This is a genomic window from Brenneria uluponensis, from assembly GCF_032395385.1.
Lineage (GTDB): Bacteria > Pseudomonadota > Gammaproteobacteria > Enterobacterales > Enterobacteriaceae > Prodigiosinella > Prodigiosinella aquatilis.
This window is the reverse complement of sequence record NZ_CP135917.1, coordinates 4442053-4456699: the sequence shown is the minus strand read 5'-3', so window position 1 is coordinate 4456699 and position 14647 is coordinate 4442053. Positions and strand designations below refer to the sequence as shown.

The window sequence follows — 14647 nt, the reverse complement described above, 5'->3', positions numbered from 1 at the left end:
AGCGGGGAATGTAGCTGACCTTCCGATGCGTGCCACTTCTTTCGTCAAGCAGGCAGTGGGTGAAAGGAATGACGGGGAAATGTCACAGATTTACAACACAATGACGAATCGAGTGAGAAAGCGAGGCGAATATCCGGATGGTGTGTGTGGGGGGAGTGTCCATAGCGGGGATCGCGCCCCACTATGGCAACCGATTACTGTTTTTCTTCCAACCAGGCCGGCAGGTCGTTTAACCCCATGGCCTGGCGCACCAGCGTGGGTTTTATACCTGGCAGGGTATCCGCCAGTTTCAGACCGATATCACGCAGTAATTTCTTGGCGGGATGGTTGCCTGCGAACAGATCGCGGAAACTTTGCATGCTGGCCAGCATCAGCGCGGCGCTGTGCTTGCGCTTGCGTTCATAGCGACGTAAGTAGAGATATTCCCCAATGTCCTTACCTTGTGATTGCAGTCGTTTCAGTTCGGCAATCAATTCGGCGACGTCCATAAAACCCAGATTCACACCCTGACCGGCTAGCGGGTGAATGGTATGGGCGGCATCTCCCATCAACACCAGCCGATGAGCAGCAAAACTGCGGGCATAACGTGCGGTCAGCGGGAAGGATTGGCGCTGACTTTCTACCTGGCACAACCCAAGACGCATATCGAATTCCATTGCCAGTTGTTTGTTGAATTCGTCCGCAGGCAGAGCCATCAGCATCTGGGCTCGCGTGGGAGGTAATGACCAGACAATGGAGCTCAGGTAAGGATCGCTTAATGGTAGAAACGCCAACATCCCGTCACCATGAAAAACTTGTCTGGCGACGGACTGATGCGGGTTGACAGTACGGATATTCGCCACCAGCGCGTGATGACCGTAATCCCGGAATGTCAGCGGAATATCAGCGTGCTGGCGTAGCCAGGAATGCGCGCCATCGGCACCCACCACCAGCCGCGCGGTTAACATCCCGCCGTCTTCCAGGGTGATAAACGCTTCGTTATCGCCCCAGACTACCTGTTTCAGCGTGACTGGCGCCATCAGCGTGATGTCGCTGGCATGGGATGCTCGTTGCCATAACGCGCGTTGAATCACATTATTTTCAATGATGTGGCCCAAATGGGAAAACCCAAATTCTTTACCGCTGAAACTGATATGACCAAAACTGTCCTGGTCCCAGACGAACATGTCGTTATAAGGGCTGACACGTTGTTCCGTAATGGATTGCCAGACGCCCAGTTGTCGCAGCAGATACTCACTGGCGGTATTGATGGCCGAGACGCGCAAGGCGTGGTCGGGTCCCGACGGTTGTTCGTCCATCGGCTGCTTTTCCAGCACGGCAACGCGCAGTCCACTGCCTTGTAGACCACAGGCCAGCGCCAGACCGACCATGCCACCGCCCGCGATTACCACGTCAAATGATTGCATAAAGAGTGAGTTCCTGTGTGTCCGCGTCTGTGGCGGTTTATCGTTCCACCCAACCCAGAGTACGGCGCGCAAGCGCATCCCGTAGCACTGGCAGGCTATTCATGGCCATTAAGCCCAGGTTACGACCGACTTCCAGCGCAAAATAGCGGTTGGCAAACATGCGCACCAGACCGTCGGTAATGGCGACAGTTGTGTCCTGATCAGATTGGCGTCGTTGCTGATAACGGTGCAACACTGCATAACCGCCGGGATCTTCACCACGTTGAACCGCATCCACCAGCGTTTCTGCCAGCGTCATCACATCCCGTAATCCGAGGTTGAAACCCTGACCGGCGATGGGATGCAGTGTCTGTGCCGCATTGCCCACCAGCGCCAGACGATGGCTGATGTGGCGGGTAGCGGTAAGCAGATTTAGCGCATAACTGTGACGCTCACCGATGTGGGTAAAGGCACCCAACCGCCAGCCGAAGGCCAACTGTAGCTGATGACGGAATTCGGCTTCGCTCCAGTTGTCGACGTCGTCCTGACGCTCCTGTGCATGACACCATACCAGCGAACTGCGGTTCTTGCTCATCGGCAGCAGTGCCAGTGGGCCGTGCTGGGTAAAGCGTTCAAACGCCCGTCCTTGATGAGGTTGTGAGGTCGTGACATTAGCGATAACGGCAATCTGATGATAAGGATGCTGCTGCCAACCGATACCGGACGCCTGCGCCAGCATAGAGCGGGAACCGTCGGCGGCCACCAGTAACTGCCCGGTGAGTTGGATGCCGTTATTTAGCGTCAACGTGGCGTTATCTATTGTGCGGGCGACGTCCACCACGGTTGCCGGGCAATGCAGTCGGACACCGGGAGCCTGTTGCAGTAGGGAGAATAACCGTTTGCCCACATCGTGTAGTTCCACCACGTGTCCCAGCGCCGGAACCCGATAATCTGAGGCGTTCAGGTAAACGTATCCGGCATGACCACGATCACTGACATGTACAGTGGTAATCGGGGTTGCGGCATCCATCAGTGATGACCAGATACCAATGGCATCCAGCTGTTGGCTAGTTCCTTCCGCCAGCGCGATGGCTCTGGCATCAAAACCAGGGTGCTGGTGTTCGAAAGGCGACCGGGCTTCAATCAGATCAACCGGGATCTTCCCCTGGGAAAGGTTGGATATCGCCAGCGCCAGCGTGGCACCCGCCATACCTCCTCCGACAATCATGATGGTCATTGCATCTTACCCACAGCGTTTGCCATCAGCGCTTCAATGGCATCGGCGTCTTTCACTACACCGGCGGTCAATACGTCGTTACCGTGTTCGGTAATCACGATATCGTCTTCAATTCGTATGCCAATACCACGGTATTGCAATGGAACATCGGCATTCGGGGATATATACAAGCCCGGTTCTACCGTCAGTACCATACCTGGTTCCAGTAGGCGACCGCGGTCGGTGGAACCATAGTCACCAACGTCATGCACATCGAGTCCCAGCCAATGGCTCAGACCATGCATAAAGAACGGGCGATGGGCCTGCTCTGAAATCAGTGTCTCTATTTCACCTTGTAGAATGCCGAGTTTCATCAACCCGTTCAGCATGATGCGCACCACTTCTTCGTTCACGTCCCGGATACTGCGACCTGGCGCGAACAGTTCGATTGCCCGGCGTTCAGACGCCAGAACGATGTCGTAAATGGCCCGCTGTGGGGCGGTAAATTTACCATTGACCGGAAAGGTGCGGGTAATATCGCCTGCGTAGCCTTGATACTCGCAACCTGCGTCGATCAATACCAGATCACCGTCATGCATCTGACATTCATTTTCGGTGTAGTGCAAAATACAGGCGTTTTCACCGCTACCCACAATGGTGTTGTAAGAAGGATAACGGGCACCATGGCGCGTAAACTCATGGTGGATTTCTCCCTCAAGCTGGTACTCAAACATGCCTGGACGACACTTCTCCATCGCGCGGGTATGCGCCAGTGCGGTAATCTCCCCCGCCTTGCGCATGATGTCGATTTCCTGTGGTGACTTGAACAGCCGCATTTCATGCACCAACGGGCGCCAGTCAGTTATGGTCGGTGGTGCACTGAGGCCCTGACGGGTGCCGTTACGCAATATCTCCAGCGCGTGGAACACCTGCTGATCCGCGTAGTGGTACTGCCCCTGTGCGTGATAGACCACATCGAGTCCATTCAGTAATAAGTGCAGTTGGTCCTTGATTTCATCGAACGGTAAGGCACGGTCTACTCCCAGCGTAGCGAGAGCGCCTTCCTGGCCCAAACGACGGCCAAACCAGATCTCCGCCGTAAGGTCGCGAACGCGGTTGAACAGCACACTATGGTGGTGGTTTTCATCACTCTTAATCAGCAGGAGCACCGCTTCAGGTTCGTTAAAATCGGTGAAATACCAGAAATCACTGTTCTGCCGATAGGGGTAATCACTGTCGGCGTTGCGCTGGGCTTCTGGAGCGGCATAAATAACCGCAGCACTGGCGGGAACCATTTTATCCAGCAGAGCCAGACGGCGGCGGAGGTATTCTTGTTGGTTCATCATCTGCTCCTGAATAGTCAGCATCGAACATATCTCGTGGTGCGGCATGCCGTGATCAATGCAGTGTCGGTTTTTTCTGTTCCGGCGCCGTGGCTGCCGGATGTGTAAATTCGTTATGGCACATGATGGCGGCGACCCGCACATACTCGATGATTTCTTCCAGCGACTGTTCCAGTTCTTCTTTGTCTTCGTCTTCGTCATAGCCCAGTTGAGCGATATTTCGTAGATCGTCAATCACTTCCTTCAGGTCACCCTGGGCTTTGTCCAACCGTGGCTGCACAACGCCCAGCCCCAACAAAAAATGATTAACCCAACCGGCCAACGCGTCGGCGCGATCAAATACGCTGACATCATTTTGCGTGTCATCCGGCAGGAACATCCGGAACATAAATCCATCATCTTCCAGCGTATCGCGGGTTACTTGATAGAGCTGTTGCAGTGGTTGCGCCAGCGTTTGCGGAAAAGCCAGCCCTTCATTGGTTAATTCGGAAACTAGCGTTTTCCAGCTGTCGTCCTGGTTACCGGCACAGAGTACACCGCTGATTAGGCCGTGCATTTCAGCGGCCGTCAGGGCGACTTGTTGTTGTTGCAGCAAATGGTCAATGGCTTCATAGCCTGGGAATGTATTCACTATAGACATGCGCATTCGTCGTCGTTGGCAGAAGGAGTTCGTGTTATGCTACCACCAAGCTCCGTTGCTACACCAGAAAGGGCTTGTATCTTATATTTTGGGATATATATAGTAGCGTCCGCTTTTAACCGGCCCTTACCCGGCGGCACAGGATAAAATCTTATGTGGGCGTGAGATGAAACAAGGCAGGAAGGTGACATGTCTGCACAACCGGTAGATATTCAAATATTTGGTCGTTCGTTAAGAGTTAATTGCCCGCCAGAACAACAGGATGCGTTGAATCAGGCGGCGGAAGATCTTAACCAGCGGTTGCAAGACCTCAAAATTCGCACTAGAGTCACGAACACTGAGCAATTGGTGTTTATTGCCGCACTCAATGTGTGTCATGAACTGGCGCAGGAACGATTAAAAACTCGTGATTATGCGACCAACATGGAACAGCGGATTCGTATGTTGCAACAAACCATTGAACAGGCGTTGTTGGAACAAGGGCAAATTACAGAACGCCAAGGCCCACAGTTTGAGTAACATCGCGTTTTGACAAAAGTCCGGTATTTTGTGGTAACACTACGTTGCCAGACGTGTTAAAGTTAACTCGAGTAAAGAACAAAATTTCTCTGAGATGTTTGCCAGTGGGCCAGTCCCCTGAGCCGATATTTATACCAATAGAATGTAACGATCCGTGGTTGGTGAGCACGCTCGGTTCGGCCGAGAAGCCTTAAGATTGCGACGTTGCGTTCACCTTGAACCATGGGTTCAAGGGTTACAGCCTACGGCGGCATCTCGGAGATTCCATTCCCTCTCTTGTTTCCTGAATTACTCAGTACGGTAGTTGATTTCTATGCCAGTGATCACTCCTTCAGTTAATCCCCTTTCTAACCAGTTGTTACGTCAGTCTCTTCGTCAGGAAGTGCGACAACGTCGCCGTCAACTCAGTGCTGAACAGCAGGCTGAATTTGCCCGTCAGGCAACAGAACGGGTGATGAGCCATCCCCGTTTACAACATGCAACGCGCGTGGCAGTCTTCCTTTCGTTTGATGGTGAATTAAATACTCAACCATTGATTCAGGCGCTCTGGCAGCAGCAAAAACAGGTTTATCTGCCGGTGCTGCACCCATTCAGCCCGGGACATCTGCTTTTTTTACGCTATGACAGTGAAACCGAGTTGGTGCAAAACCGTTTGAAGGTGATGGAACCACGTCTGGATGTCCGCAAGGTATTGCCTCCAACGCAACTGGACATCTTGCTAGCTCCGCTGGTGGCGTTCGATGCGCGGGGACAACGGTTGGGTATGGGTGGTGGTTTCTATGATCGCACGTTACAACACTGGAAGCAGCGTGGACCTTATCCCATCGGGCTGGCACATGATTGCCAGCAGGTAGAGGCATTACCCGTGGATAATTGGGATGTTGCGTTACCGGAGATTATTACACCTTCTCATTGCTGGCAGTGGTAAATCCTGAGGATGCTACGGTTAGGTTACTGATTTCTATGCGGGTGTCCCAGCATGTTCTGCACCAGCTCAACACAACGCAGGAAACGGCCATCATAGTCAGAGTCGCTGACATCAACGTACGACACCTTGTTTTCTATCAACATGGCTTTCAGCAGATCCTGGAACGCTTGCCGGTCTGATGCGCTGCCGAGGCTGCGTAAGCCATCCGCGACCCATGGAGTATTGTTTTCCAGCAGGATCACCAGATCGAAACGGTACTCTTCAACCAGCGCCTGTACGAACGGGTGCTCTCGTCCTTCGTATTTTTTGCAAAACGCCTGAGTAGTAATGAAATCCGTATCGATAAAAGCAACTTTATTAGCATATTTTATTGCAAAATCAATATATTGTGCCTGACCTAGTGCGATTTTATCGTAATCGGAATATTGCAGTGCCATTTCATCCCCCCCAAGATGGGAGAACACATAGTCACGGCCGTACTCCCAGGCACTACTGGTATTGAAAATATTCGCCAGTTTGTTCACTAGTGTGGATTTTCCGCTGGATTCACCACCCAGAATCGCCACCGTGCGGACAAAGAACGGTTTCACTTCGGTGGGAATATATTCCCAGTAACGGAAGGGGTCCTGGCGTATCTGTGCGCCACTGATGTTCATGAATGAGCGTTTAGGATCGACCAACACAGTATCGATGCCCAGATGTTCGTTGTATTGTGGTGCATCCTGCTCTTCGCTGGTGTAGACGTAGTTAGGCTCGATTCCCTTCTCGACCATGAAATTCTTGATACCCCGGCTCCACACATCCCAGCCATGCGGATAAGGTTCCATACCTTGTTCATTGAAGGCATGAATATGAATATTTTTCTGATATTTAAAGGTTTGTAACAGCCAACGCAGTCGATCACTAACGGTAGGTTGCTGAGACATGGAACTGTGTTCAAACAACAGACGATCCCGCGGTTCGTCATAGCCTAAAACCACATGCAGTTCATCCACCTGACTGCAAGCGCGTTGAATCAGATAAATATGGCCGGTATGTAGCGGGTAAAATTTACCGAACACCACGCCGATGCTTTTTTGATGATAAGGGAATTCAAGCCCGAGGAAACGGTGCAGTGCTTCGAGTTTTTGGGCGCTGGGGCTTTTTATTTTGGCGTTGATTAACTGGCTGAGATAGCCTTTTGTCATATCCGTGGCATCAGCCACCTGCTGTAGGGTGCATCCTTTTTGCCTGATAGCAGATTTAAGATAATCGTATGGTGACATTGTCCGACACTCCTGTTTAGCTAACTAAACAAAATATCACAGAGTGCCCGCGACAATCCAAAGCAAATGCACCGTTACAGCTCGTCGAGTATCGCCAGCGCGTCGGCCAGTTTTTTTACACCAAACACCTGCATGGTGGTGGGTGGTTTTTTCGGCATGTTGGCGAAAGGCACAATCGCGCGTTTGAAACCATGCTTTGATGCTTCGGCGATACGTTCCTGACCACTGGGTACCGGACGAATTTCTCCCGCCAGGCCGACTTCCCCAAACACCACCAAATCTTGCGGCAGTGGCCGATCACGCAGGCTGGAGACCAGTGAGAGCAATAGCGCCAGGTCAGCGCTGGTTTCGGTGACTTTCACACCCCCAACGACGTTCACAAATACGTCCTGATCAGACATCTGTAAACCACCGTGACGGTGCAACACCGCCAGCAGAATAGCCAGACGGTTTTGTTCCAGACCCACCGCTACTCGCCGTGGGTTAGCCATCATGGAGTGATCTACCAGTGCCTGAATTTCCACCAATAATGGCCTGGTGCCTTCCCATACCACCATTACCGAACTGCCGGAAGTCACTTCATCACCGCGGCTGAGGAAGATAGCCGATGGATTACTGATTTCCCGCAATCCTTGTTCCGTCATTGCAAATACGCCCAGCTCATTAACCGCACCGAAGCGATTTTTATGGCTGCGCAGGGTACGGAAGCGAGAATCGGCATCGCCGTCCAACATGACGGAACAGTCGATACAGTGTTCCAGTACTTTCGGGCCGGCTAATGAACCGTCTTTGGTCACATGCCCGACCATAATAATGGCGACACCACGGGTTTTGGCAAAGCGCGTCAGGTATGCTGCGGTTTCTCGCACTTGCGCCACACTGCCGGGGGAGGACTGGATATCGGCAAGATGCATCACCTGAATGGAGTCGATCACCATCAGTCTGGGTTGTTCCTGTTCGGCAATCAGACAGATCTGCTCAATGCTGGTTTCCGACAGCATATTGATATTCTGAGTCGGCAATCCCAGACGATGGGCACGCATTGCCACCTGTTGCAGGGATTCTTCACCCGTGACGTACAATGTTTTCATCTGTCCGGCCAGTTTGCTTAGCGTTTGCAGCAGCAGCGTACTTTTGCCAGCTCCCGGATTTCCGCCAATCAGAATGGCACTGCCGGGAACGACACCACCACCGAGTACGCGGTCAAACTCCAGGAATCCAGTGGAGAAACGCGGCAGGTCTTCCAAACTGATGTCGGAAAGCTTTTGTACCCGGCTGATGCCGGCATTCTCTCCGGCGTAGCCAGAGAAACGGTCGCTTCGCGATGAGGATACGGCCGCGGCCAGGCGAACTTCAGTAATGCTGTTCCAGGCCTGGCAGGCACTGCACTGCCCCTGCCAGCGTGGATAATCGGCGCCACACTCATTGCACACAAATGCGCGTTTGGCTGCTTTTGCCACGGATTACCTCGATAAATTAACGGATTTCGTGCCGAAGACTACCACTCAGGATACACAATACGCCGGTCAGATCGGCATGACGAATGCTGATTGATGTCTTGGCGTTAACCTTGGGCTTGGCATGATAAGCAATGCCCAGTCCGGCAGCTTGAATCATCAACAGATCATTGGCGCCATCGCCGATAGCCACCGTTTGTTTCACCGGTATTTCCAGCTTTTCTGCTAACTGGCGTAGCGTATCCGCTTTATATCTGGCATCAATAATCGGGCCAACCACTTCACCGGTAAGTTTACCGTCACGCATACCCATTTCATTTGCCACGGCGGCGACCAGATCGAGCTCTTCACGCAAATAGTCGGAAAAATAGGTGAAACCACCAGAGGCAATAGCAATATACCAGCCAGCGTCCTGTAGCTGTTTCACCATCACTTTCAGTCCGGGGGTCAAAGGCAGACTATCCCGAACCTGACGCAGTATGTTGGCATCGGCACCTTTTAAGGTTGCTACCCGCTGGCGCAGACTAGCAGCAAAATCCAGTTCACCGCGCATGGCCCGTTCGGTAACATCGGCTACCATCTCGCCAGTACCGGCCAGTTTGGCAATCTCATCAATACACTCAATCTGAATGGCCGTCGAGTCCATATCCATCACCAGTAAACCTGGCGCGCGCAGGCTGGGCATATTGTCCATTTCAGCGACATCGAGCCCCAGGTCATGGGCGACTTGGGTGGCGCGAGGTGTCAATATACCTGCCAGTCGCACCACCTGATAATCATCTACACTCCAGGCGCTGACGACGACCAGTGGATCGCCGAGGTGTTGCTGAACCCGGGAAAGTAGATATTTATCGAGCACATCCCCATACAGCAACCAACCAGTGTAGCCAGCCCGATAATCGAGAGGCATGACTTCATCGCCACTCAGTGAGAGCGGCAGATTCGGCCAACAGTTGATTTCTGTCGGTAGATCTCGATAGGTTAAATGGTTCGACATGGGTAAATCCTTTCCAGCGGGTAACGATGAATTGATGGTGTGTTGGATGGTCACAAAAAGGACAATCATAAATCAACGCAACAAGCTATCCTATCGTCGGCGCTTCTGGCAACATTAAAGTATCCAAATCGCGTAGGTATTCCCATGGTTCGGACCCGGATAAAATTTCGTTTACATCGCACAGCCATCGTTCTGATTTGTTTGGCTCTGCTGGTCATATTGATGCAGGGAGCTTCTTACTTCAGCTTGAACCATCAGATGGCACGTTCAGAGCAGGTTGAAGAACTGGCGCGCACATTGGCAAAACAAGTGGCTTATACACTGACGCCCTTGATGGAAAGTAGTGATGATAATAGCCAGAAAATCAACGCCATGCTAAAGAACTTAACGGATCATAGCCGTATTCTGGACGCTGCAATTTATCAGCAGGATGGGACGCTGGTCGCGCGAGCCGGCGAAAAGATTGATGTCCGGGATCGGTTGGCGCTGGATGGAAATAGGGTAGGCAGCTACTTTAATCATCAACTAGTGGAACCCGTGAATGGTAAAGACGGACCGATAGGTTTCCTGCGTATCACGCTGGATACTCATGTATTGGTGACAGAAGCCACGCAGGTGGATAACACCACCAATATTTTGCGTTTAATGATTCTCCTGGCATTGGCGATAGGGATCATTCTGGCACGAACATTGTTGCAAAACCGACGTACTCGCTGGCAGCAGTCTCCTTATCTACTCACAGCCAATACATCAGTGCAGGATGAGCCTACAGATGCCGATGCAGATACAGATGAGCAGGTGGCTCCGTCAGAACATATTAAGAAAGAGTAATACTGGCAGTAGTTGGATAGTATCCATGTTTATCAGTGCTACCGGTAATTCTCTGTGGTCGATGTCAACACGCTTTACCCAAAAGAGGTTTTACTTCCGTGTGATCAGCGATGCAATAACACCAAATCAACGTAATCAGCTTGCTTATTGGACTTGTCTACACTCTCTTCCATACTAAGCCTTGAGCGCATTTATCTCATCCTTGATTGTTTATAGTGCCAAGATCAGTAAGAATAAGCGCCAATTGGGCCTCATAAAACGAGGCCATGTTTGGAGCGATTTGCAGTAGACTCCATTAGAACTTTATATAACTCGCTATTTAAAATAGAAGATTTAAAAAGATGTCAAATCCTTCATTTTTGCAAGAGATTTCCCACCGCAGGACTTTTGCTATTATTTCTCACCCCGATGCCGGTAAAACGACGATTACTGAAAAAGTATTGTTGCTCGGGCAGGCCATTCAGATCGCCGGCACGGTAAAAGGGCGTGGGTCCAGTCAACATGCCAAATCCGACTGGATGGAGATGGAAAAGCAGCGCGGTATTTCTATTACTACCTCTGTAATGCAGTTTCCTTACCACGAGTGCCTGGTCAACTTGCTGGATACACCAGGGCATGAGGATTTTTCGGAGGATACCTATCGTACTCTGACCGCAGTGGATTGCTGTTTGATGGTGATCGATGCGGCAAAAGGGGTTGAAGATCGTACTCGCAAGTTGATGGAAGTTACGCGTCTGCGCGATACGCCGATCCTGACTTTTATGAACAAGCTGGACCGCGATATCCGTGATCCGATGGAAGTGCTGGACGAAGTTGAAAGGGAATTGAAAATTGCGTGCGCGCCGATTACCTGGCCGATTGGTTGCGGTAAGTTGTTCAAAGGTGTTTATCATCTCTACAAAGATGAAACCTATCTGTATCAGAGTGGTATGGGGCACACCATTCAAGAAGTACGCATTGTCAAAGGTTTGAATAACCCGGATCTGGACAAGGCGGTCGGGGAAGACCTGGCGGCTCAATTGCGTGAAGAGCTGGATCTGGTAAAAGGCGCTTCCAATGAATTTGATGAAGAAGACTTTTTGTCCGGGGAATTAACGCCAGTATTCTTTGGTACTGCGTTGGGCAATTTCGGCGTGGATCATATGCTGGATGGTCTTGTGTCCTGGGCGCCATCACCGATGCCGCGTAAAACAGACGTTCGTGTGGTGAACGCTGGTGAAGAAAAATTCACCGGTTTTGTGTTCAAAATTCAGGCTAACATGGACCCGAAACACCGTGACCGTGTGGCGTTCATGCGGATAGTGTCCGGTAAGTATGAAAAAGGCATGAAGCTACGTCAGGTGCGTACGGGCAAAGACGTTATTATCTCTGATGCCTTGACGTTCATGGCAGGTGACCGTTCCCATGTGGAAGAAGCTTATCCTGGCGACATCATCGGGTTACATAACCACGGCACGATCCAGATTGGAGATACTTTTACCCAGGGTGAAGATATGAAGTTCACCGGTATTCCTAACTTTGCGCCGGAACTGTTCCGTCGTATTCGGCTGCGTGATCCGTTAAAGCAGAAGCAGTTACTGAAAGGGTTGGTACAGCTGTCCGAAGAGGGGGCTGTGCAGGTATTCCGGCCGTTAATCAATAACGATCTGATTGTCGGGGCGGTTGGGGTGCTACAGTTTGATGTCGTGGTGGCGCGCCTGAAGACTGAATACAACGTAGAGGCCGTGTATGAATCGGTCAACGTTTCCACTGCGCGCTGGGTGGAGTGTAGTGATGTTAAGAAGTTTGAAGAATTCAAACGCAAGAATGAACAGCATCTGGCGTTGGATGGCGGTGATAATTTAACGTACATCGCACCCACCATGGTAAACCTTAACCTGACTCAGGAACGTTATCCTGAGGTTCAGTTTCATAAGACCCGCGAACACTAAGCTTGGTAATGACTGGCTGATGACTTTTCCTGTCATCAGCCTGTGTTATTATTTTCTTTTAATAATCATTATATTAAGTGCATTTACCTTCAGGCCTTTCCCATCGAATTAATTCACAGACAAATCTTAAATCGTTCTCTAAACGTTTTTTTCTCATAAACGGCCTGGGTTTTTGTTTTTTGTCGTCTATAGTTAACTGCGTGTAGGGTAGTCTGGTTTTTTTGACTGCAAATGTGACTTTGAGCGGATTCTTATATTAATTTTTTTATTTTTTGTAATTCTATAATCTGTTTGTTGTGATGGGACAAGGCTAATGACGACTGCCTATCCTGGCGGGAAGGTGTTAGTGAAACCTGTTGATGAAACAGGATAACTGTAAGGACGATGTTGATGAAAAAGACTAACAAGATTGCACTATCGCGGATCGCGATTGTTCTGGTGACGGTTCTGGCCGGTAGTGGCTATGTGCTAGCGGAGGAAACTATCGGGCAAGAAGCGAAAAATATCGCAGAAACCACAGGGAATAAAATCGATAGCTCGGTCCAGACGGCATCTGGTTATGTTGATGACAGCGCGCTTACCGCGAAAGTGAAAGCGGCATTATTGGCGTCTAAAACCCTCGACAGTGATGATATTTCTGTTAAAACAACCCAGGGAGTGGTAACACTCAGCGGTTTTGTGACCAGTCAGAAATTGGCCATCAGCGCCGTAGAAATTGCCACTAAAACGGAAGGTGTTAAGTCGGTCAGCGACAAGCTTCAAGTAAAGGATGCCAGCTCCCAATCATTGATGGCCTATGCCGGAGATGCAGTGACGACCAGTACGATCAAGGCCAAATTGCTGGCGGATGACATTGTGCCTTCACGCCATGTCAGAGTGGAAACTGTTGATGGTGTCGTACAGTTAACAGGGCAGGTGGGCAACAAAGCGCAGTCTGATCGTGCTGAAAAAATAGCAAAATCGGTTGATGGCGTTAAGAGTGTTAAAAACGATCTCACAGTAAAATCCTAAGGCCGGGTCGGATGCGGGCTGCCTATCGTGGATAGCGAGTCCGTAATATTGCGGCCAATGATGGCATGTCTTCCGTGCCGTCATGTTCACACCAGTATGCTTCTGGTGTGTGCCCGTTATTGTCCTGAAGCGTCGATTCGGCTGTGCAGTCGGGTTAGCGGACGATCACGAATTGCTTTCCGATGTGTTATAAGCGCATGACGATGACGCACTGAAAAAGGTATCCTCGATGCATCCTGCACTGTCCTGAAGGTTTAAACATTGCAAACCCGCGTTTCAGCTATTCCTGCATCTTCAGATACTGCCATTGACATTGCGCAGTCCGCGTCTGTTGCGTTTATTGATACCCACTGTCATTTTGATTTTCCACCTTTTGCGGCGGACGAAGTGGCAAGTTTGCATCGTGCGACGCAAGCTGGTGTCGAAGGGATTATTATTCCTGCCGTTGAGTCCCATTATTTTGATCGTATCCTGCATTTGGCCCACAGCTGGCCGGTGTTGTATGCGGCACTTGGGTTACATCCGCTTTATATTGAGCGTCATCACGAGGCAGATTTGGCGCTGCTGGAATCTCGGCTTCATGATCGTGACCACCGATTGGTTGCGGTTGGTGAAATAGGCTTGGATCTTTACCGGGACGATCCGCAGTTTGAACGGCAATGCGTCTTCCTTAACGCTCAGTTGGAACTGGCCAAGCAATACGATTTGCCCGTTATTCTGCATTCACGCCGGAGTCACAATCCGTTGGCCGCATTATTGAAACAGGCTCAACTGCCACGTACAGGGGTGGTACACGGATTTTCGGGTAGTTTTGAACAGGCACAGGCGTTTATTCGATTGGGATATTATATTGGCGTCGGCGGTGTCATTACCTATCCGCGAGCCAATAAAACACGGCAGGCTATCGCCCGTTTGCCGCTGGATCGTTTGCTACTGGAAACTGATGCGCCAGATATGCCCGTGTGTGGTTATCAAGGGGAACCTAACCGACCTGAACGTATCCGTTCCGTATTTCAGTCGTTATGTGATCTGCGTACTGAATCGCCAGAGGTGCTCGCGGCGGTATTATATGAGAATACTCACCGTCTTTTCCCGTTGACGGTGTCCTGCCAATGAGTGCTATC

General features: G+C 50.8%; 13 protein-coding genes and 1 other RNA gene. 7 read left to right on the top strand and 7 right to left on the bottom strand.

From position 1 onward, the window contains the following. Positions 1–194: 194 nt before the first annotated feature. Genes ubiI through RS889_RS20760 form a run of 4 tightly spaced genes read right to left on the bottom strand, consistent with a single transcriptional unit; the run spans position 195 to position 4584 of the window. A complete protein-coding gene (gene ubiI, locus RS889_RS20775) occupies positions 195–1406 on the bottom strand; it encodes an FAD-dependent 2-octaprenylphenol hydroxylase (protein WP_315708577.1) in 1212 nt (403 codons plus the stop codon). 37 nt (positions 1407–1443) lie between these two features. Continuing rightward, a complete protein-coding gene (gene ubiH / locus RS889_RS20770) occupies positions 1444–2622 on the bottom strand; it encodes a 2-octaprenyl-6-methoxyphenyl hydroxylase (RefSeq protein ID WP_315708576.1) in 1179 nt (392 codons plus the stop codon). Next, positions 2619–3944, bottom strand: coding sequence for a Xaa-Pro aminopeptidase (gene pepP, locus RS889_RS20765; protein WP_315711138.1), 1326 nt, complete (start codon positions 3942–3944; stop codon positions 2619–2621). The genes ubiH and pepP overlap by 4 nt, the downstream gene beginning before the upstream one ends. A 55-nt stretch (positions 3945–3999) precedes the next feature. Beyond that, entirely contained in the window at positions 4000–4584 is a 585-nt protein-coding gene (locus RS889_RS20760; protein ID WP_037380528.1) for a YecA/YgfB family protein, read from the bottom strand. A gap of 189 nt (positions 4585–4773) precedes the next feature. Between RS889_RS20760 and zapA the strand changes: the two genes are divergently transcribed. The 3 genes from zapA (at position 4774) to RS889_RS20745 (ending at position 6031) form a co-directional block, all read left to right on the top strand. Beyond that, entirely contained in the window at positions 4774–5103 is a 330-nt protein-coding gene (zapA, locus tag RS889_RS20755; protein WP_021014279.1) for a cell division protein ZapA, read from the top strand. A gap of 83 nt (positions 5104–5186) precedes the next feature. Further along, a non-coding RNA gene (gene ssrS, locus RS889_RS20750) (6S RNA) lies at positions 5187–5369 on the top strand. Between the two features lie 47 nt (positions 5370–5416). Beyond that, entirely contained in the window at positions 5417–6031 is a 615-nt protein-coding gene (locus tag RS889_RS20745; RefSeq protein WP_315708575.1) for a 5-formyltetrahydrofolate cyclo-ligase, read from the top strand. 23 nt (positions 6032–6054) lie between these two features. On the opposite strand, the gene nadR is transcribed toward RS889_RS20745, so the two are convergent. The 3 genes from nadR to serB form a co-directional block, all read right to left on the bottom strand. Next, positions 6055–7296, bottom strand: coding sequence for a multifunctional transcriptional regulator/nicotinamide-nucleotide adenylyltransferase/ribosylnicotinamide kinase NadR (nadR, locus tag RS889_RS20740; protein ID WP_021014281.1), 1242 nt, complete (start codon positions 7294–7296; stop codon positions 6055–6057). 74 nt (positions 7297–7370) lie between these two features. Further along, positions 7371–8756 carry a DNA repair protein RadA gene (radA, locus tag RS889_RS20735; RefSeq protein ID WP_315708574.1) on the bottom strand — a complete coding sequence of 462 codons (1386 nt, stop codon included), beginning with the start codon at positions 8754–8756 and terminating at the stop codon, positions 7371–7373. 16 nt (positions 8757–8772) lie between these two features. Next, complete coding sequence (gene serB / locus RS889_RS20730) at positions 8773–9750, bottom strand: phosphoserine phosphatase (protein WP_315708573.1); 978 nt, start codon at positions 9748–9750, stop codon at positions 8773–8775. A 144-nt stretch (positions 9751–9894) separates the two neighbouring features. Between serB and RS889_RS20725 the strand changes: the two genes are divergently transcribed. The 4 genes from RS889_RS20725 (at position 9895) to RS889_RS20710 (ending at position 14639) form a co-directional block, all read left to right on the top strand. After that, entirely contained in the window at positions 9895–10581 is a 687-nt protein-coding gene (locus RS889_RS20725; protein ID WP_315708572.1) for a YtjB family periplasmic protein, read from the top strand. 341 nt (positions 10582–10922) lie between these two features. Further along, a complete protein-coding gene (gene prfC, locus RS889_RS20720) occupies positions 10923–12512 on the top strand; it encodes a peptide chain release factor 3 (RefSeq protein WP_021014285.1) in 1590 nt (529 codons plus the stop codon). A gap of 390 nt (positions 12513–12902) precedes the next feature. Further along, positions 12903–13523, top strand: a complete 621-nt coding sequence (gene osmY, locus RS889_RS20715) for a molecular chaperone OsmY (protein ID WP_315708571.1) — start codon at positions 12903–12905, stop codon at positions 13521–13523. Between the two features lie 306 nt (positions 13524–13829). After that, positions 13830–14639, top strand: coding sequence for a TatD family hydrolase (locus RS889_RS20710; protein ID WP_425475163.1), 810 nt, complete (start codon positions 13830–13832; stop codon positions 14637–14639). Positions 14640–14647 lie beyond the last annotated feature (8 nt).

Coding starts and splice junctions, on each gene's coding strand:
- ubiI (WP_315708577.1), bottom strand. CDS start 1,406: ATGCAATCATTTGACGTGGTAATCGCGGGCGGTGGCATGGTCGGTCTG.
- ubiH (WP_315708576.1), bottom strand. CDS start 2,622: ATGACCATCATGATTGTCGGAGGAGGTATGGCGGGTGCCACGCTGGCG.
- pepP (WP_315711138.1), bottom strand. CDS start 3,944: ATGAACCAACAAGAATACCTCCGCCGCCGTCTGGCTCTGCTGGATAAA.
- RS889_RS20760 (WP_037380528.1), bottom strand. CDS start 4,584: ATGTCTATAGTGAATACATTCCCAGGCTATGAAGCCATTGACCATTTG.
- zapA (WP_021014279.1), top strand. CDS start 4,774: ATGTCTGCACAACCGGTAGATATTCAAATATTTGGTCGTTCGTTAAGA.
- RS889_RS20745 (WP_315708575.1), top strand. CDS start 5,417: ATGCCAGTGATCACTCCTTCAGTTAATCCCCTTTCTAACCAGTTGTTA.
- nadR (WP_021014281.1), bottom strand. CDS start 7,296: ATGTCACCATACGATTATCTTAAATCTGCTATCAGGCAAAAAGGATGC.
- serB (WP_315708573.1), bottom strand. CDS start 9,750: ATGTCGAACCATTTAACCTATCGAGATCTACCGACAGAAATCAACTGT.
- RS889_RS20725 (WP_315708572.1), top strand. CDS start 9,895: ATGGTTCGGACCCGGATAAAATTTCGTTTACATCGCACAGCCATCGTT.
- prfC (WP_021014285.1), top strand. CDS start 10,923: ATGTCAAATCCTTCATTTTTGCAAGAGATTTCCCACCGCAGGACTTTT.
- osmY (WP_315708571.1), top strand. CDS start 12,903: ATGAAAAAGACTAACAAGATTGCACTATCGCGGATCGCGATTGTTCTG.